The organism is Streptomyces sp. NPDC043896, assembly GCF_056435605.1.
In genome coordinates this window covers 359,765-386,273 of record NZ_JBWKEE010000003.1, presented here as the reverse complement: position 1 = coordinate 386,273, position 26,509 = coordinate 359,765, and the positions used below count along the sequence as shown (strand labels likewise).

21 protein-coding genes and 1 pseudogene are annotated in these 26,509 nt (G+C 75.6%); 14 read left to right on the top strand and 8 right to left on the bottom strand.

Annotated elements, in window-relative coordinates:
* Positions 1 to 136 precede the first annotated feature (136 nt).
* Both AC069X_RS06390 and AC069X_RS06385 read right to left on the bottom strand, forming a co-directional pair.
* The gene (locus AC069X_RS06390) at positions 137 to 781 is read right to left on the bottom strand and encodes a class I SAM-dependent methyltransferase (protein ID WP_478725695.1); all 645 of its coding nucleotides are present in this window, start codon (positions 779 to 781) and stop codon (positions 137 to 139) included.
* 69 nt (positions 782 to 850) lie between these two features.
* Positions 851 to 2,395 (bottom strand): IucA/IucC family protein, encoded by a 1,545-nt coding sequence (locus AC069X_RS06385; protein ID WP_478725788.1) that lies wholly within the window; start codon positions 2,393 to 2,395, stop codon positions 851 to 853.
* Positions 2,396 to 2,507: 112 nt separating this feature from the next.
* On the opposite strand from AC069X_RS06385, the gene AC069X_RS06380 reads away from it, so the two are divergent.
* Both AC069X_RS06380 and AC069X_RS06375 read left to right on the top strand, forming a co-directional pair.
* Entirely contained in the window at positions 2,508 to 4,046 is a 1,539-nt protein-coding gene (locus AC069X_RS06380; RefSeq protein ID WP_478725693.1) for an IucA/IucC family protein, read from the top strand.
* A gap of 135 nt (positions 4,047 to 4,181) precedes the next feature.
* Entirely contained in the window at positions 4,182 to 4,970 is a 789-nt protein-coding gene (locus AC069X_RS06375; protein WP_478725691.1) for a GntR family transcriptional regulator, read from the top strand.
* A gap of 89 nt (positions 4,971 to 5,059) precedes the next feature.
* Here AC069X_RS06375 and AC069X_RS06370 read toward each other — a convergent pair whose 3' ends face one another.
* On the bottom strand, positions 5,060 to 5,389 hold the full coding sequence (locus tag AC069X_RS06370) for an AsnC family transcriptional regulator (RefSeq protein ID WP_478725689.1): 330 nt from the start codon (positions 5,387 to 5,389) through the stop codon (positions 5,060 to 5,062).
* A 205-nt stretch (positions 5,390 to 5,594) separates the two neighbouring features.
* On the opposite strand from AC069X_RS06370, the gene AC069X_RS06365 reads away from it, so the two are divergent.
* The 3 genes from AC069X_RS06365 (at position 5,595) to AC069X_RS06355 (ending at position 9,634) form a co-directional block, all read left to right on the top strand.
* On the top strand, positions 5,595 to 6,563 hold the full coding sequence (locus tag AC069X_RS06365; RefSeq protein WP_478725687.1) for a SigB/SigF/SigG family RNA polymerase sigma factor: 969 nt from the start codon (positions 5,595 to 5,597) through the stop codon (positions 6,561 to 6,563).
* A 216-nt stretch (positions 6,564 to 6,779) separates the two neighbouring features.
* The gene (locus AC069X_RS06360) at positions 6,780 to 7,841 is read left to right on the top strand and encodes a quaternary amine ABC transporter ATP-binding protein (protein WP_478725685.1); all 1,062 of its coding nucleotides are present in this window, start codon (positions 6,780 to 6,782) and stop codon (positions 7,839 to 7,841) included.
* On the top strand, positions 7,841 to 9,634 hold the full coding sequence (locus AC069X_RS06355; protein ID WP_478725683.1) for an ABC transporter permease/substrate binding protein: 1,794 nt from the start codon (positions 7,841 to 7,843) through the stop codon (positions 9,632 to 9,634). Before AC069X_RS06360 ends, AC069X_RS06355 begins: the two co-directional genes overlap by 1 nt.
* A gap of 87 nt (positions 9,635 to 9,721) precedes the next feature.
* Here AC069X_RS06355 and AC069X_RS06350 read toward each other — a convergent pair whose 3' ends face one another.
* Complete coding sequence (locus AC069X_RS06350; protein WP_478725681.1) at positions 9,722 to 11,878, bottom strand: MMPL family transporter; 2,157 nt, start codon at positions 11,876 to 11,878, stop codon at positions 9,722 to 9,724.
* Between the two features lie 304 nt (positions 11,879 to 12,182).
* On the opposite strand from AC069X_RS06350, the gene AC069X_RS06345 reads away from it, so the two are divergent.
* The 4 genes from AC069X_RS06345 (at position 12,183) to AC069X_RS06330 (ending at position 14,866) form a co-directional block, all read left to right on the top strand.
* On the top strand, positions 12,183 to 13,364 hold the full coding sequence (locus tag AC069X_RS06345) for a sensor histidine kinase (protein WP_478725679.1): 1,182 nt from the start codon (positions 12,183 to 12,185) through the stop codon (positions 13,362 to 13,364).
* Entirely contained in the window at positions 13,361 to 14,029 is a 669-nt protein-coding gene (locus tag AC069X_RS06340; RefSeq protein ID WP_478725677.1) for a response regulator, read from the top strand. Before AC069X_RS06345 ends, AC069X_RS06340 begins: the two co-directional genes overlap by 4 nt.
* A gap of 142 nt (positions 14,030 to 14,171) precedes the next feature.
* Entirely contained in the window at positions 14,172 to 14,423 is a 252-nt protein-coding gene (locus AC069X_RS06335; RefSeq protein WP_478725675.1) for a hypothetical protein, read from the top strand.
* A 101-nt stretch (positions 14,424 to 14,524) separates the two neighbouring features.
* Positions 14,525 to 14,866, top strand: coding sequence for a hypothetical protein (locus tag AC069X_RS06330; RefSeq protein ID WP_478725673.1), 342 nt, complete (start codon positions 14,525 to 14,527; stop codon positions 14,864 to 14,866).
* Between the two features lie 28 nt (positions 14,867 to 14,894).
* On the opposite strand, the gene AC069X_RS06325 is transcribed toward AC069X_RS06330, so the two are convergent.
* Together AC069X_RS06325 and AC069X_RS06320 are read right to left on the bottom strand one after the other, a co-directional pair.
* Positions 14,895 to 15,632, bottom strand: a complete 738-nt coding sequence (locus AC069X_RS06325; protein ID WP_478725671.1) for a hypothetical protein — start codon at positions 15,630 to 15,632, stop codon at positions 14,895 to 14,897.
* 104 nt (positions 15,633 to 15,736) lie between these two features.
* A complete protein-coding gene (locus AC069X_RS06320; RefSeq protein WP_478725669.1) occupies positions 15,737 to 17,047 on the bottom strand; it encodes an MFS transporter in 1,311 nt (436 codons plus the stop codon).
* A gap of 113 nt (positions 17,048 to 17,160) precedes the next feature.
* Between AC069X_RS06320 and AC069X_RS06315 the strand changes: the two genes are divergently transcribed.
* The 3 genes from AC069X_RS06315 (at position 17,161) to AC069X_RS06305 (ending at position 20,378) form a co-directional block, all read left to right on the top strand.
* Entirely contained in the window at positions 17,161 to 18,276 is a 1,116-nt protein-coding gene (locus AC069X_RS06315) for an AI-2E family transporter (RefSeq protein ID WP_478725667.1), read from the top strand.
* Between the two features lie 18 nt (positions 18,277 to 18,294).
* Positions 18,295 to 18,540, top strand: a complete 246-nt coding sequence (locus tag AC069X_RS06310; RefSeq protein ID WP_478725666.1) for a DUF6158 family protein — start codon at positions 18,295 to 18,297, stop codon at positions 18,538 to 18,540.
* Between the two features lie 314 nt (positions 18,541 to 18,854).
* Positions 18,855 to 20,378 carry an MFS transporter gene (locus tag AC069X_RS06305; protein ID WP_478725664.1) on the top strand — a complete coding sequence of 508 codons (1,524 nt, stop codon included), beginning with the start codon at positions 18,855 to 18,857 and terminating at the stop codon, positions 20,376 to 20,378.
* Positions 20,379 to 20,408: 30 nt separating this feature from the next.
* Here AC069X_RS06305 and AC069X_RS06300 read toward each other — a convergent pair whose 3' ends face one another.
* Positions 20,409 to 21,770, bottom strand: a complete 1,362-nt coding sequence (locus AC069X_RS06300; protein ID WP_478725663.1) for a helix-turn-helix domain-containing protein — start codon at positions 21,768 to 21,770, stop codon at positions 20,409 to 20,411.
* A 175-nt stretch (positions 21,771 to 21,945) separates the two neighbouring features.
* Here AC069X_RS06300 and AC069X_RS06295 point away from each other — a divergent pair, with 175 nt between their 5' ends.
* On the top strand, positions 21,946 to 23,292 hold the full coding sequence (locus tag AC069X_RS06295) for a M64 family metallopeptidase (RefSeq protein WP_478725661.1): 1,347 nt from the start codon (positions 21,946 to 21,948) through the stop codon (positions 23,290 to 23,292).
* A gap of 114 nt (positions 23,293 to 23,406) precedes the next feature.
* Here AC069X_RS06295 and AC069X_RS06290 read toward each other — a convergent pair.
* Positions 23,407 to 24,849: pseudogene (locus AC069X_RS06290) on the bottom strand (carboxylesterase/lipase family protein); the annotation flags it as partial.
* 370 nt (positions 24,850 to 25,219) lie between these two features.
* Between AC069X_RS06290 and AC069X_RS06285 the strand changes: the two are divergent.
* Positions 25,220 to 26,443 (top strand): hypothetical protein, encoded by a 1,224-nt coding sequence (locus AC069X_RS06285; protein WP_478725659.1) that lies wholly within the window; start codon positions 25,220 to 25,222, stop codon positions 26,441 to 26,443.
* The last annotated feature ends 66 nt before the right edge of the window (positions 26,444 to 26,509 follow it).

The following is a 26,509-nucleotide window of genomic DNA, read 5'->3' as shown; positions in this document are numbered from 1 at the left end:
CCCGGCCACCGTCCGGCCGGGGGGGGCCCCCCCCCCCCCCCCCCCCCCCCCCCCCCCCCCCCTCCCCTCTCCCCTCCCTCCCCCCCCCCCCCCCCCCCCCCCCCCCCCCGGTGCGCCGCGACCGCGGGCGGGAGACTCAGCCGGCCGGCTCCTTGCGGGCCAGCAGGAACCCCTGCGGGCCCGGCTCCCGCGCGCCCGCCTCCCGCACCATCCGGGCGGCCTCCGCCAGTCCCGCCCCCGCCAGCAGCGAGGCCATCAGCTCCGGCGGGGTCCGGTACACGTCGAGACCGGCCGGATGCACGTGGGCCTGCTCCGGCCGGTACCGGCCCTCCCCGGCGTCGAACGCCACCAGCGCGTGGCCGCCGGGGGCCAGCACCCGGGCGAACTCCGCGAAGACGTCGGGCAGTTCCTCCGGCGGGGTGTGCACGGTGGAACGCCAGGCCAGCACCCCGCCCAGCACCCCGTCGGCCACGTCCAGCCCCGCCATGCTGCCCACCTCGAACCGGAGTCCGGGATGGCCGCGCCGGGCCACGGCCACCATCGCGGGGGAGAGGTCGACGCCGAAGGCCCGTACGCCGAGGCCGTTCAGGTACGCCGTCACCCGGCCGGTACCGCAGCCCAGGTCGGCGACCGCCCCGCCGCGCACGCACTCGGCGAAGGCGTTCAGCATGGCCCGGTCCAGGGGCCGGCCCTCCAGGTCACCGCTCAGCAGCCGGGCGTGGTCGAGCGCCACGGCGTCGTAGGACGCCCGGACGGCGCTCAGGCGCGAGGTCTGTGTCATGCCCCTGAACAGTAGCCCGCCCGGCCGCCCCGCTCACCCCCGCCGACCCGCGCTCCGGCCGGCCCCCGCTCAGGCCCCGGCCGACGGCGAGGGCAGCTCCGCCCACTGGTCGCCCGGCACTCCGGGACTCAGCCGCATCAGCGTGAGGGCCTTCACCGGCAGCGGACCGGCGCGCAGCGCCCGCGCGTCGGCGGTCGGGGCCGTGCCGTCCAGCCCGGCCGCGAGGCACTCGGCGAACGCCCCCGCCGAACCCGCCGTCGAGGCCAGCGCCCCGGCCGCCAGGGAGCCGAACAGCTTGCGCCGCAGCACCGTCTCGTCGTCCGTGACCAGCCGCCCCGACAGCGGCGGCACCGGCAGGCCGTGCCGGGCCAGGCGGGCCGGGCTGATCCGGATGTCGGCCAGGTCCCGGTAGACCAGCCGCCGCGGGCTCCCGTCGGGCGCCAGCACCACCAGCAGGTTCTGCCCGTGGGCCTCCAGCGCCACCCCGAGCTCCAGTACCCGCAGGCACACCGACAGCGCCAGCCGGGCGAACTCCGCACGCCAGGCGGCCGACCGGGCGAGCTCGGTACCCGCGAGGGCCGCCACCGGGACGACCCGCTCACCGGACCGCGCGTACGCCTCCGGGGGCTCGCGGAGCACCGCCGCCAGGTCCGGGCTGTACGCCGTGGCAGCGCCCAGGGTCCGGGTGACGTGGAGCCGCCCGTCGAGCCGCTCGGTCAGCGCGTGGGCGAACGCGGAGACCACGGCCGCCGTCTCCACCGAGTACGCGGAGATGTCCCGGACGGAGGAGGTCAGACGGGTGCTCAGCGCCGTCTTCACGTGCGGGCCGCCCGCCGCGGGGGCCAGCGTGCGCAGCGCCATCAGCGGGTGCGCGGCGATCCCGGGCAGGACCTCCTCGCCCTTCAGGACGTGTTCGGCCTGCCACGGGTGCACCGGCACCAGGATCCGGTCGCCGTCGCGCAGGTGCCCGGGCCACTCGCCGGCCACCAGGCACTGCGCCGCCCGTACGGGGACCAGCCCGAGCTCCACCAGCGGCCGGTGCTCCGGCGCGTACGCCAGCTGCTCGGCCACCGTGAAACCGGGCCGGGAGCGGCAGTTGGGATGGTACGGATGCCCGTCCACCACCCGCTGCTCCCACTCCCACCCGGCCTCCGGCTCCGCGGCCTCCCCGTCCGGCTGCCCGGCCCGGGACAGGGCCAGGGAGGCGGTGCTGTCGTCGAGTTCGGCGGCGAAGGCGGCGCCGTGCGGCACCCGCAGCGCCTCGGCCAGCCGGGCGGCCTGCCGGTGCGGGCGCCCGTCCAGCAGCACCTCCGTGACCCGGTCGCCCGTCGCGTACGGGTCGCACCGCGGCCCCTCCAGCCGCCCGCCCCCGGCCAGCAGCAGCGTGAGCGAGTCCGGCCCGTGTTCCCGGCCCGCCACCCACGGCAGCGGTTCGAAGGCCAGCGCCCGCCACAGCCGGGTCAGCACGGCGGAGCGCGCACCGCCCAGCGAGGCCTCGTAGGCGGCGACCAGCCCCGGCCGTACGCCGGTCAGCGCGACGGCGACGGCCTCCTCGGCGGCGGTGGCGGGGGAGTGCCCGGGATCGGGCGCGGAAACGTGCCTGCTGCGGTCCAGGGGTCCGCTCCTTTCGAGTCGACCAACAGATGATCACGTCATCATCGCGGATACTGAAGATCACGGCCGGTGGTCCCTCCCGCGTACCTCCGGCACACCGGAGACGGACCGAATGGAACCAGTGGACCTCAACACCGCCGCCGACGCCCACAGCGCCGCACCCCTCCTGAACTGTCTGCTCAGGGAGGTGGCCGATGCCGAGGACGGGCGGGTCCACCGGCTGCGCGGAAGCGGCCGGCTGCTGCGGGTCCGAGGCGGGCGCCGCCCGTCCGGCGCGGAGCTGTGGACGGCGGACGGCTGGCACCCGCTCGGCCACGCGGAGCTGGTCAAGCTCGCCTCGGACGAACTCCACCGGTACACCGGCGTCTCCAACGACGAACTGCCGGGGGAGATCGACGACAGCCGCGAGGCCGTCGCCGCGCTGCTGGCGGCCCGGGCGGACGCGGAGGCGCCCGGGGACCCGTACCTCCTCTCCGAACAGGCCCTGGTGATGGGCCATCCGCACCATCCCGCGCCCAAGGCCCGGGGCGGCGCGCCCGCCGCGAGCTGGCTGCCGTACGCCCCGGAGGCCCACACCCGCTTCCCCCTCGTGGTGCTCGGCCTGCGCGAGGACCAGGCGGCCGAGGAGGGCGGCCCGGCCGCCGCCGACGCGGTCGACGCGCTGACGGCGATCCTCGACGGCCCCCGCCCGCCCGCCGGATACCGGGCGCTGCCCGCCCACCCCTGGCAGCTGGAGCTGACCGCCGGACGCCGGGAACTGCGCGAGGCCTTCGCCGACGGGCGCCTGCTGCGGCTCGGGCCGACCCGGCTGCCGGTGTGGCCGACCGCCTCCGTGCGGACCGTCTACGCCCCGGGCGCGGAGGCGGACCTGTTCGCGAAGTTCAGCCTCGACGTGCGGATCACCAACGACGTGCGCCGGCTGTGGCGCCACGACCTGCTGAAGCTGCGCCGCACCGACTCCGCCGTCGAGGCCGGTTTCGCCGAGATGCGCCGCCGAACGGGATCGGGCGCGGTCTGGCTGGCCGACCGCGGGTACCGCACCGCCGCCTTCGCCTTCGAGGAACTGGCCGTCCTCGTCCGCGACGGGCTGCGCGGCGCGGTGGCGGCGGGTGCGACGCCGCTGCTGTCCGCCGCGCTCGCCGAGGGTTTCCCCGGCAGCCCGCTCGACACCGCGCCCGACCCGGCCGGCTGGTGGCGGGCGTACCTGCGCCATGTGGTGCCTCCGGTCCTCGACCTGTTCGCCCGGCACGGGATCGTCCTGGAGGCCCACCTCCAGAACTGCCTGGTCGCCGTCGACGGCCGGGGCATGCCGGTGCAGGCCCTCTTCCGCGACGCGGAGGGCGTGAAACTCCCCGGGGACATGCCGCGCGAGGGCGCCTGGCAGCGGCTCGTGTACTGCCTGGTCGTCAACCACCTGGCGGAGGTGGGCGGAGCCCTGGCCGAACGGCACCCCGGGGCGGCCGCCGGGGTGTGGCCGGCCGTCCGCGGGGAACTCCTGCGCTACGACGCGGAGTACGGCCTGCCGGAGATCGCGGAGCTCCTCGACGCCCCCGCGCTTCCGGCCAAGACGAACCTGCTGCTGCGCTGGACCCGCGCCGACGGCGCCGACGCGCGCTACCTGCCGCTGCCCAACCCGCTGCGGGGGGACTGAGCGGGCGCGGCACGGGCGTGGGATTCGGCCAAGTACGGCCGGGGCCGCGGCAACCCCCGTACCGAAAGGTATAGACCAATGCTAGGTTGGTCGGGCAGACCGCGCAGTCCTTGACCACCCGTCAGAGGAGAAGTCATGCCCTCCCCTTCGCGGGGCGGCGGCCCGGCCGCCATGCCCAAGTACCAGCGGATCGCCGCACAGCTGCGGGACGAACTCGACCGCGCCGCCCGGACCGCCGGCGGCAGACTGCCCTCCGAACGCACCCTGGCCGCCCGCTACGAGGTCAACCGGCAGACCGTCCGGGCCGCCCTCCAGGAGCTGCGCGCCGACGGACTGGTCGTCACCGGCCGCCGCGGCACCCGCGCCCTGGCCACCCCCGCGCCGCGCCGGGAGGAGCCCGCGGGCGGGTACGCCACCCCCCGCGCCGGGGCCCGGACCGCCCCGCCCCGGCAGTCCGGCACCCACCTCACCCGGACCCGGCTCGCCCTGGTCACCGTGCCGCCCTCGCTGGCCGCGCTGTTCGGGATGGGCGGCGGGGAACGCACCCTGGTCCACCACAGCCACGTGTACGGCCCGGGCGGGCGGACCCTCCGGCACACCGTGACCTACCTCTGCCCGCGCGCGGTCGCCCGTACCCCGGAACTGGCGGCCTACCTCGACCGGCCGGACGGTTCCCGGGGAGAGGACCTGCGGCCGCTGCACCGCTGGCTGGAGCGGGCCGCCGCGCGCGGCCGGACCTCGGAGACCATCACCATGACCCGGACCAGCCACCCGGCGGCCGCCCCCGCCTGCGGGCTGTCCGTACGCCGCACCGTGCACGACGGCTCCGGGCGGCTGCTCGCCGTCACGGACCAGGCGTTCACCGGCTGGGACCGGCTCACCTTCCACCGCGAGCCCGAGGCGATCGGCTTCCGCGTCACCTAGCGCACACGGCGCGCGGCGCACGGCGTACACAGCGCGCGCGGCGCGCACGCGGCGGCCCGCGCGGTGCGGGCTACGCGGGGGTGGCCGGGCTACGCGGGGGTGGCCGGGGCGGGCGTGGCGGCCGGGGCCTCGTGGCCGGCCGCGATGCCCTCCGCGCCGACGGTCCCTCCGGGCCCCTCGGCGGCGGGTGCGCCGGTGAGCAGGGCGAGCAGGCCGGCCACCTCCACCCCGGCCTCGGCGGGGTGCCGGAACATGGCGCCCGCCGAGATCTCGTAGCGGTTGCGCCGCCCGTCCCGCACGCGCCGCAGGTACCCGTCGGATTCGAGGTCGGTCACGATCGCCTGGACCGTGCGCTCGGTGAGCGCGCAGATCAGGGCGACATCCCTCAGCCGCGCCGCCGGGTCCCGGGCGATGGTCACTAGGACGCGTGCGTGATTTGTGAGAAATGTCCAGTTCTGTCGGCGTGTCATGCTCCCCATGCCGACATGATGCGGCACAGGTTTCACGTGAAACAAGACACGAAAAGGGTTTCCGGCATTTCTTGACGTGTGAGCGGAATCGGTCCAGAGTCGAGGACAGTCAAGGTCCCGCGCCGCAAGCCGACCAGCCCAAGGAGCGAACCCCATGCCGGTCCCTGCCCACTCCTCCCGTACCGCCGATCCCGCCGCCGCCCACCCTCCGGTGCGGCTGCCCGGCCCCCGCGTCAGCGGCCGGGCCGCGGCCCGCGAGGCGGGTCTGCCCCGGATCGACGAGCCCAGGGAAGTGGCCCCGGCGGACGCGCGGGCGCTGTCGAAGGTCTTCTTCGCGCGGCTCCGCGAACTGCCCGAGGGCACCGCCGAGCGCCAGTACGTCCGCAACACCCTGATCGAGATGAACGCCTCACTCGTCCAGTACGCGGTCCGCCGCTTCCGCGGCCGCGCCGAGGGGGCGGCCGGGGACGTCGACGACCTCGTCCAGGTCGGCACCATCGGCCTGATCAAGGCCATCGACCGGTTCGACCCGTCCCTGGAGAACGAGTTCGCCACCCTCGCCATGCCGTACATCACGGGCGAGATAAAGAGGCACTTCCGCGACACCGCCTGGGCCGTCCACGTCCCCCGCCGGCTCCAGGAGCTGCGCATCGACATCGCCAAGGCGAAGGAAGAGCTGACGATCCGGCTCGACCGCTCGCCCACCGTCCACGACCTCGCCGCGTACCTGGACCTCACCGAGGAGCAGGTCGTGGAGGGCCTCGTCGCGGCCAACGGGCACACCAGCGGCTCCCTGGACGCCCCGCACGCCGAGCACGGCGACGGCCCCGTCGAAGGCCACACGCTCGCCGAGGTCCTGGGCGAGGAGGAACCGGCGCTGGAGCTCGTCGAGGACATCCAGACCCTCGCCCCGCTGCTGGAACGGCTCAGTGACCGCGAGCGCGACCTGATCCGGATGCGCTTCGGCGAAGAGCTCACCCAGGCCCAGATGGGCGCCGTGCTCGGCATCTCCCAGATGCAGGTCTCCCGGCTTCTGAGCCGGCTCCTCGGCCGCCTGCGCGCCTCCATGCTGGCCGACCCCGCGCCCGCCCCCGGGCCGGAGTCCGGGCGCCACCGCGGCTGACGCCTCCCCGGGCCGGACCTCCAGCCTCCCCCCCCCGGGGCGTGAGGTGGATCACTTCACCGTTTGCCCCGGTGAAGCCCGGGCAGGCGCGCCGCCGGAGCGGAACCACGCGCTCCGGCCGGTGGCCGGGGCGCGGGCCGCGCGGGCCGATCCCGCCCCGCTCCCCGGCCCGCGCCCCGGCGGCGGGCCGGACCCGGTACGTCCCGCGAGGTGTATGTGTCCACGCTCCAGGCCGAGCACGTCTACAAGGTGTTCGCCAGACGCCCCGACCGGCAGGAGGCCGCGGTCCGCGCGCTCGAACGCGGCGCCGACCGCGACGAGCTGCGGGCCGACGGCACCACGGCGGCGGTGATCGACGCCTCGTTCCGCGTCGAACCCGGCCAGATCTTCGTCGTCATGGGCCTCTCGGGCTCAGGCAAGTCCACCCTGCTGCGGATGCTCAACGGCCTGCTCGAACCCACCTCCGGACGCGTCCTCTTCGACGGCGAGGACCTCACCGCGCTGACCCCGCGCGAGCTGCGCCGCGTACGCTCCACCCGGATCTCCATGGTGTTCCAGCACTTCGCGCTCTTCCCGCACCGCGACGTCCTGGCCAACGCCGCCTACGGACTGGAGGTCCAGGGCGTCCCCCGGGCCGAGCGCGAACGGCGCGGCGCCGAGGCGCTGGCCCTGTGCGGGCTCGGCGGCTGGGAGAAGTCCTGGCCCGACGAGCTCTCCGGCGGCATGCAGCAGCGCGTCGGCCTCGCCCGCGCCCTGGCCACCGACGCCGACCTGCTCCTGATGGACGAGTCCTTCAGCGCCCTGGACCCGCTGATCCGCCGCGACATGCAGGACCAGCTCCTCGAACTCCAGCGCACCCTGAAGAAGACCATCGTCTTCATCACCCACGACCTCAACGAGGCCATGCGGCTCGGCGACCGGGTCGCCGTCATGCGCGACGGCCGGATCGTCCAGCAGGGCACCGCCGAGGACATCCTCACCCGGCCCGCCGACCAGTACGTCGCCTCCTTCGTCCAGGACGTGGACCGCAGCCGCGTCCTGACCGCGGACGCCGTCATGGACGAGCCCGTCGAGGGCACGGACGCCTGTGCCTGCCCCACCGTCAGCGCCGACACCCCGCTCGCCGACCTCTGCTCCGTCAGCGCCCGCGTCCCCCACCCGGTCGCCGTCACCGGTGCGGACGGCTCCGTCGTCGGCTCCGTGCCCAAGGACCGGCTCGTCGCCTTCATCGGCGACGAGCAACGGCCCCCGATGGCCTGCGCGGAGGTGGCCGCCTGATGCCCCGCCTGCACCTCGGCGCCTGGGCCGACAGCGCCGTCGACTTCCTCCAGCGCCACCTGTCCTGGCTCTTCGACACGGTCAGCGCCCTCGTCGGCGGCCTCTACGACGCCGTCGACGCCGCACTGTCCGCCCCGGCACCCCTGCTGTTCGCCGGCCTCCTCGCGCTCGCCGCCTGGTGGCTGCGCGGCCTGCTCGCGGGCCTGCTCTCCTTCGCGGCCTTCGCCCTCGTGGACTCCGTGGCCCTGTGGGACGAGGCCATGGCCACCCTGTCCCTGGTCCTCGTCGCCACCCTCGTCACGCTGGCGTTCGCGCTCCCGCTGGGCATCTGGGCCGCGCGCTCCGACCGGGTCAGCGCCGCCCTGCGGCCCGTGCTCGACTTCATGCAGACCATGCCGGCCATGGTCTACCTCATTCCCGGCATCATCTTCTTCGGCGTCGGCGTGGTCCCCGGGATCATCGCCACCATCGTCTTCTCGCTGCCGCCGGGCGTACGGATGACCGAACTCGGCATCCGCCAGGTCGACGCCGAACTGGTCGAGGCCGCCGAGGCCTTCGGCACCGCCCCGCGCGACACCCTCGTGCGCGTCCAGCTGCCGCTGGCGCTGCCCACGATCATGGCGGGCGTCAACCAGGTGATCATGCTGGGCCTGTCCATGGTCGTCATCGCCGGCATGGTCGGCGGCGGAGGACTCGGCGGCGCCGTCTACCGGGCCATCGGCAGCGTCGACATCGGGCTCGGCTTCGAGGCCGGCCTGTCCATCGTCGTCCTCGCCATGTACCTGGACCGGATGACCGGGGCGCTGGGCCGCCAGGTCTCCCCGGTCGGCCGCCGGGCGCAGGCCCTGGCCCGCTCCGCCGCGACCGGTGCCGCCCGGCTGTGGAACCACCGCCCGCAGCCCGCGTACGCCGTCACCGCGGCCGTCGTCCTCGCCCTCGTCGCGGGCGGGCTGAGCACCTTCGGCGGTTCCGGATCGCCGACGGCCGCGACCGGGGCCGAGAACACCGGCAAGGGCCGCAAGGTCAGCATCGGCTACATCCCCTGGGACGAGGGCATCGCCTCCACCTTCCTCTGGAAGGAGCTCCTCGAACGCCGGGGCTTCCGGGTGGACGCCCGGCAGCTGGAGCTGGGCGCGCTGTTCACCGGCCTCGCCGGCGGCCAGGTCGACTTCCAGACCGACGCCTGGCTGCCCGTCACCCAGGCCCGGTACTGGCAGAAGTACGGCAACGAGCTGGACGACCTCGGCTCCTGGTACGGGCCCACCTCCATCGAGCTCGCGGTCCCCTCGTACGTGAAGGACGTCCGCTCGCTGGAGGACCTCAAGGGCAAGGGGGCGCGTTTCAAGGGCCGCGTCATCGGCATCGAGCCGAGCGCGGGCGCCATGTCCGTACTGAAGGACAAGGTCCTCAAGGAGTACGGCCTCGAAGGCGAGTACCAGGTCGTCGACGGTTCCACCCCGGGCATGCTCGCCGAACTCAAGCGGGCCTACGAGAAGGAGGAACCCGTGGTGACCGTGCTCTGGTCCCCGCACTGGGCGTACTCCTCCTACGAGCTGACCAAGCTGGCCGACCCGAAGGGCGTCTGGGGCGAGGGCGACGGCATCCACACCCTGGCCCGCAAGGGCTTCGCCGACGACGAACCCGAGATCGCCGCCTGGCTGCGCTCGTTCAGGCTGACCGAGGCCCAGCTCACCGGCCTGGAGGCGAGGATCCAGGAGGCGGGCAAGGGCAGGGAACAGCAGGCGGTGCGCGCCTGGCTGGCCGACCACCCGGAAGTGGCCGACCTCAAGTGACCCGCCCCGCCGGCCCCGGCCGGCGAGCACGCCGGGGCGCCCGGGACCACCACGGCCCCGGGCGCCCCGGCGTCACGACGGCGCGGCTCAGCCGACCGGCACCCGTTCCGTCTCCGGCCGGGCCGGCAGCCGCTCCCCGTCCCGTACGCGCGGGCGCAGCGGCCACCACAGGGAACGGCCGAGCAGCGCGGCCAGCGCCGGCACCAGGACGGCCGACAGGACGAAGGCGGACAGCAGGATCCCGGCCGCCGTGGCGAAGCCCGTCTGCTGGGTCCCGGCGTGCGGGCTCACGGCCAGGCTGCCGAAGGACGCGGCGAGCACCAGCCCGGCCGTCGCGATCGCCGGCGCGGTGTGCCGTACGGCGCGGGCCACCGCAGCACGGGCCGGACCGGGCCGCTCCATCTCCTCCCGGAGCCGGTCGCTGATCAGGATGTTGTAGTCGGTGCCCAGGGCGACCACGAACAGGAACAGCACCAGCGGGAGGGTGAAGTCCACGCCCGGCCGCCCCAGCCCGTGCTGGAACACCAGCGCCGACGCCCCCAGCGTGGCCGCGAAGCCGAGCCCGACCGCGAGCATCAGCACCACCGGCGCCAGCACGCTCCGCAGCAGCACCAGAAGGATCACGGCGATCAGCACCGCCGCCACCGGGAAGATCACCTTCAGGTCCTTGTCGACGGCCACCGCGATGTCCGCGAACACCGAGGCCGTGCCGCCGACATGGGCCTCGGTCCCGGCCGGCGTGTTCGCCCGCACCGTCTCCCGGACCGGCCCGGAGACCAGGTCGCGGGCCTCCTGACCACCCGGCTCGACGCTCAGCATCAGGTCGATCCGGGCGGCCTTCCCGTCCTCGCTCAGCACCGTCGGCGCGACCCGGCCCACCCCCGGCACCCGGGCGAGCGCCCCGGCCAGCCCCGCCACCCCCGCCGGGTCCAGCTTGGCGCCGCCCTCCGCGGCGACCAGCACGCTCGTCGGGTCCGACACCCCGGCGGGCAGGGCGCGGGCGATCTCCTCGGCGGTCTCCACGGAGGCGGTCCGCTCGCCGCCCGCGCCGGACTGCCCGTAGTCCATCCGGATCCCCGCCAGACCCGCCGTCAGGGCACCGAGCAGGAGCAGCGAGCCGAGCACCAGCGCCACCGGACGCCGGGCCGTCAGCCGGCCGAGCCGGCCCGCCGCGCCCTCACGGGGTTCGCGCTCCAGGGCGCGCGAGGGCCAGAACATCCTCCGCCCGGTCACGGCCAGCAGCGCCGGCATCAGCGTCAGGCTGCCCAGCAGCATCACCAGCACCGACCCCGCGATCGCCGGACCCAGCACCCGGAACTGGCCGAACGAGGCGATCCCCAGAGTGGCGAACGCCGCGACGATCGTCAGCGCCGCAGAGGTGACGGCCGTGCCCACCCGGCCCGCGACCTCCGCGGCCGCCTCGCGTCCGCTCTGCCCAGGGTGGCGGCGCAGCTGCTCGCGGAAGCGGAACAGCAGGAAGAGGAAGTAGTCGATCCCGATGCCCATGAGCACCACGTTGATCAGCCCGGGGGTGGAGGGCGCCAGCCGGATGCCGCTGGCCATCGACGCCATCACCACCGCACCCATGGCCGCGCCGCCGATGACCGCCACCGAGACGAGGGGCAGCAGCGCGGCGAACGCACTGCGGAAGACCAGGACGTGGAGCAGCACGATCAGTCCCATCACCACGGCGCCGACCACCGTGGACCTGGTCTTCTCGGCGTCCGCGGTGTCCACCGTGGCCGCCAGACCACCCGTGAACCCCGTCCGCAGCCCCGCCTCCCGGAACGCGGCCCGGGCCTGCTCGCGGAACTCCTTGTAGGTGCTCTGCACCCCGGGGTCCTCCGGATTGCCCTTCAACTCGACCGACAGCAGCCGGAAGGACCGGTCCGGGGCCGTCATCCCCGCGCCGACGCGCGGCACCTGGGAGTGGTCCTCGGTGAAGGGCGGGTCCTCCTCCGTCCGGGGCATCACGATCCGCTGCCCGGCCAGCCTCCGCGACACCTCCTCGATCCGCCCCTCGTCGGACGCGGCGAGCGCCGCACCGTCCGGGCGGGCCACCAGGACCGTCAGCGGTTCGGAGTCGGGCCGGGCCCCGAAGCTCTCCTCGGACATCCGCAGCGCGGCCGCCGAATCGTAGGAGCCGGGCAGGAAGCCGTCGTTGCCGGGCTGGGTGGCGCGGAACACGAAGACCTGGCCGAGGATGGTCAGCCCGATGCCGAGCACCGCCCAGAGGGCGATCACCTTCCACGCGTTCCTCGTCGAGCATCCCGTCAGGGCGCGGATCACTGTTCTCCTCCGGTCTGTCATCCGTGGGGCGGCGGGGCGAACTGCCCGGCCCGTACCCAGACCATCAGCGGGCGGGCGGGAAAACGTCCTGGTGGAGGAGGAGAACGCCATCGGGACCACGGTCCGGGAACCGGCGGGAACCAGGACTGCGGTCCTGGTCGAGGCCGGTCCCCGGCGCCGGTGTCCGTGCCCCGGCCCGATGGGAGAATGGAGTCGTGAGGGCGGCCCGCCGGCGGTCCGTGGAGGAGGGGCCGAAACGATGGGCACGCGCGCCGACAGGCTGACGTGGACGCGGAACGACGCGCTGGTGGCGGTCGGCGCGGCGGCCGTGGACCTCACGGGCTTCGCCTTCGACGCCCAGTTCGAGGGCGCTCCGCTGGAGGTCACCGCCGCGTTCCTCGTGACGGCCTCCGCACTGGCCCTGCTCGCCAGGCGCCGCCATCCCGTGGTGACGCTCACGGCCGTACTGCTCCTCGGCGCGATGGCCAACCTGGCCGCCTCGCTCTCCCCCCACTTCGGACTCACCCCGGCCGTCGCCCTGTACTCGGTCGCCGTGGCCCGCGGACCCGTCGCGGTGGCCCTCGCCGCGCTCGCCACGGCACCGTTGGCCAGCCTCGGACAGGGCGGCCTGCCCTTCGACCCCGGCTACGGCCTCCTCGCCAACAGCGCCGCGACCCTGCTCGTCGTCACCACGGGCCTCGTCGCCCGGCGCTGGCAGGCGGAGACCGAGGCCAGGCGGGCGCTGCTCGCCGAACGGGCGGTGGCCGACGAACGCCGGCGCATCGCCCGGGAGCTGCACGACATCGTCGCCCACCACATCACCACCATGCAGCTCATGGCCGGCGGCGCCCGGGCCAACCTCGCCCACGACCCCGACGCCGCCCGCGAGGCCCTGGTGACCCTGGAGGACTCCGGCCGGCTGGCCCTCGGCGAGATGCGGCAGCTCCTCGACGTCCTGCGGGCCGGGGAGGAACCGGAGACCGCCGTGCCGGCCCCGCAGCCCGGGGCCGGGGACCTGGAGCGGATCATCACCGAGTCCCGGCTCGCCGGGATGGACACCGAGTTCACCGTCAGCGGCCCGGCCCGCCCGCTGCCGCCCACCATCGGCCTGACCGTGTTCCGGGTCGTGCAGGAGGCCCTGACCAACGCCCGCAAGCACGCCGGGAACGCCCGGGCCCGGGTACGGCTGACGTACCGTCCGGACGAGGTCGCCGTGGAGGTCTGTGACGAGGGCCCCGCCGACGGCCCCGCCCGGCGCCCGCACCGCGGCGGCGGGTACGGCCTGATCGGCATGCGCGAACGCGTCGCCCTGCACGGCGGCACCCTGGAGGCCGCGCCCCGCGAGGAGGGCGGCTTCCGGGTCGCGGTCCGCCTCCCCGTACCGGCGGCCCCCGACACACACCACCAGCCCCACCCGCGACGAGGGGAACTCCGCCGATGATCCGCGTGCTGATCGCCGACGACCAGCCGCTGGTACGGCGCGGCCTGGCCCTGATCCTGGCACCCCACCCGGACGTCGAAGTCGTCGGCGAGGCCGCCGACGGCGCCGAGGCCGTCGCCCTCGCCCCGGAGCTGCGCCCCGACGTGGTGGTCATGGACATCCGGATGCCGGTCCTCGACGGAGTGGCCGCCACCGAGCGGCTGGCCGAAGTCAGGCCCGCGTCCCGGGTGCTCGCGCTGAGCACCTTCGACATGGACGAGTACGTGGTCGCGGCCCTGCGCGCCGGCGCCTACGGCTTCCTGCCCAAGGACGTCTCCCCGGAGGAGCTGATCGCGGCCGTCCGCACCGTCCACGCCGGCGAGGCCGCCGTCGCGCCGAGGCTGCTGACCCGGCTGATCTCCACCTACGTACGGACCGCCCCGCGCGAGCCCCGCCCCGCCCCGGCGGCGTCCGGCGGACTCACCCCGCGCGAGCTGGAGATCGGGCGGCTGCTCGCCCGCGGCCTGGACAACGCCGCGATGGCCGCGGAACTGGACATCAGCGTCTCCACCGTCAAGAACCACCTCACCGCCGTCTTCGGGAAGCTCGGCGTACGGGACCGGGCCCAGGCGGTGATCGCCGCGTACGAGACGGGGCTGGTCGAGGCCGAACGGAGGAGCGGTTGATCACCAAGTGCCCGCAGAAACCCGGAATCCCCCTGGCCGTCGCACGTCTGACCAGCCAGAACACTGGATGATCCGCCGGTGCGCGGGAGGCTTCCCGCATGGCACAGTGCCAGGAGCACAGCCGCCGGACCAGGGAGCCCCCATGCGTGATCCGCACACCGCGCCGCCGGTACTCGTCGCGGCGCCCGAGTGCCGGACCGAACCGGGCCCGCCGCCCGCCCCGGCCTCCCCGCTGCCGCCCTGTCCCCAGTGCGCGGACGCGCCGCGGCGGATCTCCTGGCGCCAACGCCCGGGCGAACCCGTCGACCTGGTCTTCGAACCCTGCGGCCACCGCTGGACCTCCCCCGCCCCGCCCGTCCTGGCCGTCACCCCGCCCGGGCCGCTCACGCGCTGAGCAGCGCGGCGACCTCGTATCCTGCACCTGCACACACCTGTGAGCAGCATCGATGAGCCGGTCGCGCCGCGCGCCGACCCGGCGGGAACGGGAGAACCCTGATGGACGTGCAGCACTTCGAACGGATCACCGCGTTCATCGAGGCGCGGCTGACCCCGCTGTTCGACGCGGAGACCGGAAGTGAGCGCGGCTTCGCGATGGACGACACCTCCCGGGCCCTGCGCGCGCTGCGCAACAGCGTGCTGGAGGCCTCCGCGGTCAAGGGCCTCATCGCGACGCGGGAGACGGCCGAGCCGCTGCTGCGCAAGGTCATCGACCAGTCGGTGGAGCACCACTGGGACGTGCTGCGCGGGATCGCCCGCCAGTGGGAGGACCACGCCGACTTCCAGCGGGAGTTCAAGCGCCACGCGTGGGAGCTCGACGGGGCCCCCGCCACGGCCTGACGCGCGCCCCCCTCGGCGGCGCGCGCGGCTACCGGCTGGGCGCGCCGCCGATGAGGTGGCCGATGCGGCGCTCCAGTCCGCCCCAGCGCCGGTCGTGCCGGTACGCCCGCTTGAGGGTCCGGGCCCGGCTCCTGGGCCGGTGCCCGTAGAACCGGCGCGCCCACGGCGACGCCGGCCGGGCCAGCCGGACCGCCGCGAAGAGGGCGATCAGCGGCACGATCATCCCGAACACCGCCAGCCGGGGCTTCCCCTTGACCAGGGCCACCCCGGCCAGGAGCAGGTTGAACAGCACGCTGGACATGAGGAACAGACGGTTCTGCTGCTGGTCCTCGCTCAGGCCGTCCACGCCCAGCGGCAGGAACCCGCACAGCAGGAGCCCCGCCAGGGCCGAGGTCATCACCACCACCTCGACGCTGAGGGTGCCCTCCTCCGTCCAGTAGACGTCGCTCAGGTGCAGGATCAGCGCGAACTCGTCCAGGACCAGGCCGGTGCCCATCCCGAACAGCACGGCCGCCACCCAGGAGCCCCACCCCGTCCGGCCGCCGGCGATGGCGGTGAAGCCGCCTACGGTCATCAGGATCACCCCGGGGACACAGTGGTGGACGTGGAGACCGCCCGGCGTCACATTGCGGAAGGGGCCCCTCCCGGCCCGGATCATCCGGGTGATGACCCGGGTCACCACGAAGGTGACGACGAACGCCGACAGCGCCAGGAGCAAGGGCAGTTTCCCCGGCTCCAGGATGTTGCGGTACCACCAGTCGCCCATGCCGTCACCCTCCCGGGTCAGGCCGCCGCGCGCACCACGGACACCGCCGTTCGCAGGACGGGCCCGACGGGCCCCGGCAGGGTCAGGCCGCCGCGCCCGCCGGGTCAGGCCGCCGCGCCCGCCGGGTCAGGCCGCGGCTCGGCCCCCGCCTCGCGGGCGGCCCGGCGGCGCAGCGCGTCCTCGTCGGTGTCCGCGTCGTACGAGATCAGCTTCGGCAGCAGCGCGGCCAGCAGGGCCACCGACGCCACGCACGCCAGTCCGCCGCTCCAGAAGGCCGGCCGGGTCCCCGTCCATCCCGCCATGGTGCCCGCCCGTACCTGGCCGAGCTGCGGGCCGACGCTGTACGAGAGCACCTCGATCCCCGCGAGCCGTCCCCGCAGCTCTTCCGGGATCGTCTGGTTCCAGATCGTGGAGCGGCCCAGCGCGCTCAGCATGTCGCCGGCGCCGGCCGCCGCCAGGCACAGCAGCACCAGCCAGATGTTCGAGAACCAGCCCGCCGCCGCGATCGCGAGCCCCCACGCGGCGGCCCCGAAGACCACCAGCAACCCGTGCCGGCGCACCCCCGACACCCAGCCGCTCGTCATCCCGAGCACCAGTGAACCCACCGCGCCCGCCCCGTACATCAGGCCCAGGGCCCACACGGCGTCCAGCTCGTCGGCGAGGAAGGGGAAGATGGCGTTCGGGAACGCGAAGAACATCGCCGCCAGGTCGACGGCGTACGTCCCGAGCAGCACCGGACGGCTCCACGCGTACCGGGCGCCCTCGGCGATGCCCCGCAGCGAGGGCCGCTCCCCGCCCCGGACCGGCGGCGCCGGGGTGAGCCGCGCGCAGAGCGCCACCGACACCGCGAAGCCGGCGACCGTCACCGCGTACGCCGACGCGTAGCCCGCGTACGCGACGACCACGCCGGCCAGCGCCGGACCGGCGATCGCCCCGAACTGGTAGCGCAGCGCGTTGAGCGCGGCGGCGGCGCTCAGCTGGTCGTGCGGCACGATCCGCGCCATCAGCGAGTCCATCGCCGGACGCTGGAGCCCCGTCAGGGCCGACACCCCGGCGGCCACCACGTACAGCGGCCACAGCAGCGGACGGGACAGCAGGGAGTTCACCAGGAGCAGCAGCGCGAGCAGCCCCAGCCCGGCCTCGGTCAGCAGGATCAGCCGCCGCCGGTCCACCGCGTCGGCCAGCGCCCCGCCGTACAGGCCGCACACCACCAGCGGGACCAGCTCCACCGCGCCCATGGCCCCGACCGCCAGCGGGGAGTCCGTCAGGTGCTTGATCTGGAGCGGCAGGGCGATCATCGCCATGAACGAGCCGAAGAAGGTGACCGTCCCCTGGAAGAACAGCAGCCGGAAGTCACGGCTGGACCGCCAGGGGGCCAGGTCGGGCAGTACGGAAGACAGACGGGATGTGCTCACGGCGGACCATCCTGCGCCGCCGCCGGACGCGCGGGCAACGCATTTTCGCCCCGGACGGGTCAAAACGGGCCCCGGCGCGTGGCAGCCGCCGCGCCCGGTGGCACCCATGGGTCGTGCCGCCGGTGTCGCCGCTCCTGCGTACGGCAGCCGCCCACGCCTGGCGGCTGCTGGTCGTCGGCGTGGCCGTCTACGCCGTCTTCTCGCTGCTCGGCCGCTTCCACGAGATCGGGGTGGCCCTCTTCCTCGGCCTCGTCGTCACCGCGCTGCTGTCCCCGGCCACCCGGGGCCTGGCCCGGATCCTGCCCCGCTCCGCGGCCGTCGCGGTCAGCCTGCTCGGGAGCGCCGTCCTGCTGCTGGGTGTCTTCGCGCTGGTCGGCGAGGTGGTGGCGGGGGAGAGCGCCACCCTGGTGCGGGAGTTCCGCGAGGGCCTCACCAGCATCGAGAGGTGGCTGGAGCGCCCGCCCTTCCGGCTGGACCCCGGGGCGCTCACCGGCCTCCAGTCCAAGATCGGCGAGTACCTCTCGACGCACCGCTCGACCCTGCTCTACACGGCCCTGAGCGGAGCGGGCCACGTGGTGCAGGTGCTCACCGTGCTGGCGCTCGCGGTGTTCTCCTCGGTCTTCTTCCTGCACGGCGGCAGCCGCCAGTGGTCCTGGTTCTGCGCGCAGCTGCCCGAGCGGTCGCGCGGGCGGGTGGGCGTCGCCGGGAGCGCGGCCTGGCGCACGTTCACCGGGTACACGCACGGGATCGTGCTGGTCGCGGCGACCAACGCGGTGCTCGTCGGGGTGGCGCTGTACTTCCTCGGGGTGCCGCTGGCCCTCCCGCTCGCGCTGCTGGAGTTCTTCGCGGCCTTCGTCCCGCTGGTGGGGTCGCCCGTCGCGCTCGCCGTGGCCGCCGTGGTGGCGCTGGCGGCGCGGGGGCCGGTCGTCGCGGGCGCGGTGATCGCGCTGATCGTGGTGATCGGCCAGATCGAGGGGCACCTGCTGCACCCGCTGGTGATGAGCTGGGCGGTGCGGCTGCACCCGCTCGTGGTGGCCGTCTCGGTCATCGCGGGGGCCATCGCGGCCGGCGTGGTGGGCGCGGTGGTCGCCGTGCCACTGGTCTCGGTCGCCTGGTCGGTCCGCTGCGCCCTGCGCGCGGAGGCGGGCGGGCCGGGGGACGAGCAGGGGGACGAGCCGGGGCCGGAGCCCGGCCCGGACGGCTTATCCCCGCCGACGCGTCTACCGTAGGACCTGGAGGTGGTTGCCATGGCGGAGCACGCCGCCGGAGCGGCGGCGCGGAAGCTGGAGGACGGCCGGCTGCTCAAGGAGCTGGAGACGATCCACCGCACGCGCCACGAAACGCTGCTGCACGGCTCGGACGACGCGCTGGCCACGCACACCCAGCGGCTCAAGGAGCTGGAGGACGAGTACGTCCGCCGCCACCCGGACCGCGCCCGGACCGCGGCCCGCACCCGCTCGGGCGCCCGCGCCCGCACCCAGGGCGAGGACTGACACGCGCCCCCGGTGCCGGCGCCGTGCAGGCCCCCGGCACGCCCCGGCACGCACGCCCGCGGTGCGAATGCCCCCGGCACGCACGCCCCCGGCACGCACGTCCCCGGAAACTGGTCCGCCCCGCGAATGCGCGGGGCGGCAGTCGGCTTGTGCCCGGCGGCGGGCGGGTGAAACCCGGAGCGCGGGAAGCTCCCCGCGACCCCCGTACGAGGACCCGCGTTTGAGTCTTCATTGCTTCGAGTGAGACATCTTTGTATCATTCGGGGCGACGGAGACTCATCAAGGTGCCCAGGCGCCCCCTCGAACGGAATCCCATGCACACCCCCACGCGGGACCCTCGCCGCTGGATCGTCCTCGCGATCCTCTCCGGCAGCCTCCTGCTCATCTCGATGGACACCACGATCCTCAACGTGGCCTTCCCCTCGCTCGTCGCCGACCTCCAGCCCGGCGCCGTGCAGCAGCTGTGGATCATCGACGTCTACGCCCTCGCGCTGTCCGGGCTGCTGGTCACCGCCGGCGCCCTCGGCGACCGCTGGGGCCGCAAGCGGCTGCTCATGGCCGGTTTCGGCATCTTCTCCGCCGCCTCGCTGATCGCCGTCTTCTCCACCGATGCCTGGCACGTCATCGCCGCCCGCGCCCTCCTCGGCGTCGGCGGCGCGGCCATCATGCCCGCCACCCTGTCGATCCTGCGCAGCGTCTTCACCGATGCCAGGGAACGCGCCTTCGCCCTTGCCGTCTGGGCCGCCGTGTTCGGCGGCGGCATGGCCTTCGGGCCCGTCGTCGGCGGCCTCCTCGTCCAGGACCACGGCTGGCACTCCGCCTTCCTCCTCAACCTCCCCGTCGCCGCCGTCATCGTCGCGGCAGGCCTGCGCTACCTGCCCGAATCGCGCGCCCCGCGGGGCACCGGCGCCTGGGACTGGTGGGGCGTCGCCCAGTCGATCACCGGCATGCTCGCCCTCGCGGGCGGCATCAAGCAGCTCGGCAAGAGCGGCGTCGCCGACCCGCTGCCCTGGGCCCTGCTCGCCGTCGCCGCCGTCGCGCTCACCGTGTTCGTGCGCCGCCAGCTGCGCCTGGACAACCCGCTGCTCCAGGTACGGCTGTTCGCCAGGCCCGCCTTCAGTGTCGCGGCCACCGCGATCTTCCTGCCGATGGTCGGCATGGGCGCGGTCCTCTTCCTCGTCACCCAGTGGTTCCAGTACGGCCAGGGCTACACCCCGCTGGAGGCCGGGCTGCGGCTGCTGCCCGCACCGCTCGCCCTGATCTGCGCCTCGATGGTGGCGCCGGCGCTGATGCACCGCTTCCCCATCCGGCACGTGCTCGGCGCCGGGCTCGTGGTCCTCGCCGCAGGCATGGCGATGCCCTGGACCGTCCAGCAGTTCACCGAGCCCGGCTACCCCGCCTTCGCGGCGGGGCTCACCGTCATGGGCCTGGGCGCCGGCATCGCCACCACGGTGGCCTCCGTCACCCTGGTCTCCGCCGCGCCGGCCGACCAGGTCTCCAGCGCGGCCGCCATCGAGGAGACCTGCTACGAACTCGGCTCCGCCATGGGCGTCGCCATCCTCGGCAGCACCGCCGCCGCCCTCTACCGGGGCAACCTGCCGGCGCTCGGCCTCGACGGCCCCGCCGCGAGCGCCGTACGGGACTCCGTCGGAGAGGCGGCGCACACCGCCGAACGGCTCGGCGGCGCCGTCGGCCAGGCCCTCCTGGAAGCCGCCACGCACGCCTACACCCTGGCCATCACCCCCGCCTTCCTGATGGCGGCGGCCCTGGCCGTCACCGCCGCGGCGACCACCTGGGCGCTGATCCCGCGCGACCTCCAGCCCACCGAGAACCACTGACCCGCCGGCGCCGCTCCCGGCGCCGCCCCCTCAGCCGGGCGGCGCCGGGAGCGGTGCCATGTGCGCCGGGGCCGCCGGAGCCGGGCCCAGGGTGGTCGTGCCCGGCGCCGCGCGGTGCCCGAGCCCGGTGCGGTAGGCGTCCATCGCGGCCTCCGTGCGCCCCGCCCGGCGCAGCAGATCGCCCAGCAGCCGGCACAGGTCCGCCAGGTCGCCGCCCGCCCCGCTCCGCTCCAGCAGCGCCAGCGCCCGTACGTAGTGCTCCTCGGCGGCCTCCGCGTCCCCGCGCTCCTGCGCGATCAGCCCCAGCAGCCGGTGCGCGCCGCCCGCGTGCACCGCCCCCGGGCCGCCCGCCCCCTCCTCCAGCAGCCCCGACACCAGCTCCGCCGCCTCCTCGTGGCGGCCCAGCCGGCGCAGCACGTCGGCCAGCTCCACCTCCACCTGCGCGGTGTACAGCGCCGCCCGCCGCGCCGTCAGCATCTCCCGGGCGGTCCGCAGCTCCCGCTCCGCCGCCGCCAGGTCCCCGTGCTGCGCCTGGACGTAGCCGCGCATCCAGTGGCAGTGCGCCAGATCGGTCCGCAGCCGCAGCTGCCGGTAGACCACCTGCGCCTTCGCCAGCGAGGCGTCGGCGTCCGCGACGCGGCCCTCCGTCAGGAAGGTCCGCGCGACCTGCCGGTGCATTCCCGCCACCAGCGCCGGATCCCCGACCTGCGGGGCCAGCGCCAGCGCCAGCTCGGCGGCGTGGGCCGCGCGGGCGTGCGCGCCCATGTCGGTGTACGGGCCGATCACCGCCGAGTACAGCAGCACCAGGGCCTCAGGATCTCCGAGCCCGCCCGCGTTCAGGGCGTCGATCGCCGACTCCAGCAGGTAGCAGGCGTACCGCAGCTCCCCCGCCAGCAGATGGGCGACGGCACGGCCCCGGATCGGGCGGGCCCGGCGGGGGAGCGGCTGGTCCGCCAGCAGCCGCTCCGCCGCCTCGAAGTGCCCTGCGGCGGCGGTCAGTTCCCCGGCCTCCAGCGCGCAGTCGCCGAGCCCGAGCAGCGCCTCCGCCCGCTCGTCGGCCAGCCCCAGCCGCCCGGCCTCGGCCAGCAGCCGCCGGAACTGCGCCGCGGCCTCCTCCGCCGGGCCCGTGGCCAGGGTGCGCTGCGCGTCGGTCAGGGCGAGCCGCAGCTCGGTGGCCAGGTGGGGCGGACGTCCCGTGGCGAGTTCCTCGTACGAGGTGCCGAGCCGCCCGGCCAGGAAGCGCAGCGCGGTCTCCGAGGGGCGCACCTTGCCCGACTCCAGGGTGGACACGTACGCCGGGGTGTACGCCGGCTCCGCCAACTGCCGCTGCGTCAGCCCGCGTTCCGTGCGCAGCCGGTGCACCCTGCGGCCGATCTCGGCCGGTTCGTCCATGAAAGCTCTCCCTGCGGTCCCCTGTTGTCACCCTGATGTCGCAACTCCCCAGTATTGAACGGGAGTCGGGCATTGCGCGCGGCCGTGCGCGCCGCCTAGTTTAAGCAGCCGGTTCAGCAGGGTTAACCCCTCGCTTAACCGTCCGCCCGACTCCTTTACCCCACGGAGGAACCCCATGAGGCGAACCGTCCGGCCGGCCCTGCGCACGGTGCTCGCGGCGGCCTGCGCCGGCGCCGCGCTGCTGGCCGCCGCCACCGCCCCCGCGGCGGCCGCCGACCCGCCCCGCCAACCCGGCGTCCGCGTGGAGATACCCGGGCCGGAACACGGCGGCGACGCCGGATCCGGCCACGCCCTGGTACCCGCCGCCGGACGGGCGAAGGCCGCACCCAACCTCTCCGGGGCCGCGCGCGCCGCCGACGGCCGGGTCACCAAGATGATCGACAACGGGCCCACCGCGGACCGGCTGGACGTGGTCGTCGTCGGCGACGGATACACCGCCGCCGAACTCGACCGCTTCCACGCGGACGCCCGCGCCAAATGGGCCGAGGTCACCGCCGTCGAGCCGTACACCACCTACCGCGACCTCTTCAACGTCTGGACCGTGGACGCGGTCTCCGCCCAGTCCGGGGTCTCCGGGGACCCGGCCCCCGACACCGTCCGCGACACCGCCCTCGGCTCGTACTTCTGGTGCGAGTCCATCGAGCGGCTGCTCTGCGTGGACCAGCCCAAGGCCGACTCCTACGTCGCCAGGGCGCCCGCCGCGGACCTGGTCCTCGTCCTCGCCAACAGCGCCAAGTACGGCGGCGCCGGCTACAACGAGCCCAGCGCCACCCTCGGCTACGAGGGCATCGCCACCGCCTCCGCCGGCCACCCCAAGTCCGGACAGGTCGCCATCCACGAGACCGGCCACTCCCTCGGCAAGCTCGCCGACGAGTACTTCTACCCCGGCCTCCCCGGATACGAGCAGTACACCGGCCCCGAGCCCGCCGACCCCAACACCTCCACCCTGGACGCCGCCCGGATGGCCGCCGGGCACGCCAAGTGGTACCGCTGGCTCGGCGAGACCTCACCCGACGGCGGGACCGTCGGCGCGTACGAGGGCGGCGGCTACTACCTCACCGGCCTGTTCCGGCCCACCGACAACTCCCTCATGCGGGTCCTCGGCAAGCCCTTCAACCTCCCCGGCGTCGAGGCGATGACCGCCGGCTTCCACCGGCACGCCCGCCTGGTCACCCCGCTCACCCCGACCGACCGCACCCTGCGGCTGCCGCACACCGCCAAGGTGGCCGTGCCCCGGCTGCACGGCCCCGACGGACGGCAGCCGGACGTGCGCTGGTACCTCGACGGCCGCGAGCTCAAGCGGTTCGCCGGGCGGACCGAGGTCCGGGTGGCCGAGCTGTGGCTGCTCGACCTGCGCGGCCACCGGCTGTCCGTGAGCGTCCGGGACGACACCCCGACGGTCCGCGACCCCGAGATCGCCCGCACCCTGACCTCCACCGCCACCTGGGACGTCCGCCTCTGAGCCCGCCCGCCCCCGGTCCCCCGGCGCCGCGGCCGGGGGGAAGGGCAGGGCGTCCCAGAGGGCGCAGTGGTGGGCGGACGCCGCGTCGACCGGCCGGATCCCGCCCGCGCCCGGCGCCAGATGCAGCACCGAGGGCGCGGACGCCCCGAACCGGGGCCAGGCGGGGGAGCCCGGCGCGTTCGGCGAGCCGGTGCGGGCGAACCGCGTCCAGTACTCCGTCATCCGCGCGGACAGGGCCTGCTGAGGCACGGTCAGCTCCACCGTCGAGAACAGATAGGGCAGTTCGAAGCCGTGCGCCGCGCCGAACGGGAACCCGGGCCGCTCCGGCAGCCCCAGGAAGTTCGGCGCGCCGCTGTCGCCGAACAGGTAGCCGTACGTCGGCACGTGCCGCGCCAGCGCCCGGCTGTCCCGCAGCGCCGGACAGGTGAAGGAGGCGTCGGAGAGCACGGCCGCCCATGCCAGCGCGGGTGTCTCGAACCCGCCCGCCGGGTAGGCCGCCGCCACGGCGGCGGCCGCCGCGCCGAAGGAGGTCCGCAGCCGCTCCCGGTAGCCTTCCTCCCCGCTCACCGGATACACCGCCAGCGCCGACGAGAGGAAGAGCCGCATCTCGTCGCGGTTGGTCCCCTGCACCACCGGCACCCGGTGGAAACGGCCCGCCTCCAGCGCCCGGACCGGCTCCAGCGGCAGCAGGGCGTTGCCGTACGCGACCCCGGAGAACCGCTCGGCCAGCTCCGGGGTCGTCAGCCGGCCCGTGTCCAGCCCGCGCAGGCAGTCCAGCACCCGCCCCCGCGGCCGGCCGCCGCAGCCGAGGGCGGCCGCCGCCGCCACACCGGCCGAGACGGTGCGCTCCTGCGGCACGAACGGCTCGTACGTCCCCGCCGTCGGCAGCAGGGCGTACGGCGGCATCGTCGTCGAGCAGGAGCCGCTCTGCACGATCGCCCGTTGGAAGAGGCCCGCCGAGGCGGGGGAGACCAGGTGCGCGCAGACGCTGAGCCCGCCGGCCGACTCCCCGAAGACCGTCACCCGCCCCGGATCACCGCCGAAGCGGGCCGCGTTCGCCCGCACCCAGCGCAGCGCCGCCTGCTGGTCGGCGAGCCCGAAGTCCGGGGCGCCGCCCAGCTCCGGGTGGCCGAAGAAACCGAAGACGCCGAGCCGGTAGTTGACGGTCACGACCACCGCGCCGCCCGTCACCGCCAGCGGCTCCGGCCGGTACGCGTCCCCCCGGCCGAAGCGGAACCCGCCGCCGTGAAACCACACCATCACCGGCCGAGCCCGCCCCCGCCCCGCCGGGGCGGTGACGTTCAGGTACAGGCAGTCCTCCGAGCCCTCCGGCCCGCCCGGCCCGTACGCCGGAAGCTGCGGACAGGGGGAGCCCGGAGCCCCGGCGTCGAGCACCCCCGCCCGGCGCGGCGCGGGACGCGGCGGCCGCCAGCGCAGCGGACCCGTCGGCGCGGCCGCGTACGGGACCCCCTCGAACGTGTCGTACGCCCCGTGCGCGCGGCCACGTACCGGCCCCTCCGCCGTGGCGACGACGGGCCGCGCGGCGGTACCGGCCACCGCCACGGCGGCGGGCGGTTCCGACCCGGTGGCGCAGAGCAGCACCAGCACGGGCAGCAGAGCGGCCACCAGCCGACGGCGGAACCGTCCGGGGCGGGCGGCGGGGCTGGGGCTGGGATCCGGCACGGCTGCGCCCCCTCCTCGACGGGTCGACCGGCCCACTGTGGCCCGCCCCCGTCATCCCGGGGAGCCTTGGGACGCGGCGTGTCCGGCGCGGCGCCGGGACGCGCCGGGGAGACCCCCGTTTGCCCGCCCCGAATGGCGCAGTGGGGGAAGGTGCCGCTGAATGTAACAAAGCGTGCGATTCCCATGACGCACGATGACCGGCGCGCGATGTGTAGACCCCGCGCGTCGGCGAACGGAGCTTTCCATGAATGACCCCAGCACCCTCGCGGCGACGGACCACGGCGACCGCGACGGGCTCCCCGCCACCCCGCACCCCACCGCCGGCCCCCTCCACCCCGTGCCGCCCGCGACCCCGGACCTCCCCTCCGCCACCGCGGCCCTCCCCTCGGCGACCCCCGATCTGCCGTCGGCGACCGAGGGCGTCCCCCACGGGGCCCCGGATCTGCCGTCCGCGACGGCCGACACGCCGCCCGCACCCCCCGGCCTCCCGGCCGCGGCGGCCGACCCGCCGACCGGGGCCGCCGGCCCGAGCCCCGGAACGGACGGCCCGGCCCCGGCCGCGTCCGGCCCCGGGCCGCGCCCCGAACCCCACCCCGAGCCCATCCGCACCCTGCTGGAGACGGCGGTCACCTGCCGGCCCGTCGAGGAGGTCACCGCCCTGGTGAGCCTCCTCAAGGAGGGCGGCCCGCTCGCCAGCCCCGGCCGGGACGCGCTGCGCACCGCCGCGGTCACCCGGCCCGTCGACGACGTCCGCCACATGGTCGCCCTGCTGGGCGAGCACCCGCTGGAGGAGGCCGAGGCCGACCTCACCCTCCGCGCGGCCGCCGTCGGCCGGCCCATCGAGGACGTCGCCCTGCTGGCCAGCATCCTCGGCCCCGACGGCACCCCGCGCACCGACCGGCCCCCCGCGCGGGCGGCGCTGCCGCCGCCGCCCGAGGACCCTCCGGCCCCCGCCCCGCAGCGGGCCGCCGCCCCGGAACCGGCCGAGGACCTGCCCGCCCCGGCGCCCGCCCCCCTGGCCGTCGCCGTCGCCGCACCGGCGGCGGCGCCGCGGGCCGCGCGGGAACCCGCCGCGGCACCGGCGGCGGGCGCGCTGCGCCACGTACTGCGCTGGCCGACGGCAGCGGTCCTGCTGCTGTGCGGGGTGCTGCACCTGCCCGGTGACCTCGGCCGGCCCCCGGCCCCCGAGAGCCTCGCGCCCCTGGCCGTGTCCCTGCTCTGCCTCGCGCTCGGCGCCCTGCTGGCGGTACGCGACACCGCCGCCGTGTGGCGGGCCGCCGCCGTGGCGGCACTCGCCGTGGTCACCCTGCACATCGTGGGCGGCCTGGTGTTCTTCGACCCGCTGGACGGCGCCCTCGGCGGCCCGTACGCGTGGGCCGGGGTCACCGCCGTCCTGTGCGCCGGCGCCGGGGCGGTCCTGGCAGGCCTGGCCCTGAAGTACGGCCGGCCGGCCGGCACGGGAGGCTGACCCCGGTCCTCCCTGCGGGGCCCCGGCCGCTCACCGGGCGGCCGGGGCCCCGTCCCGTTGCCCGCC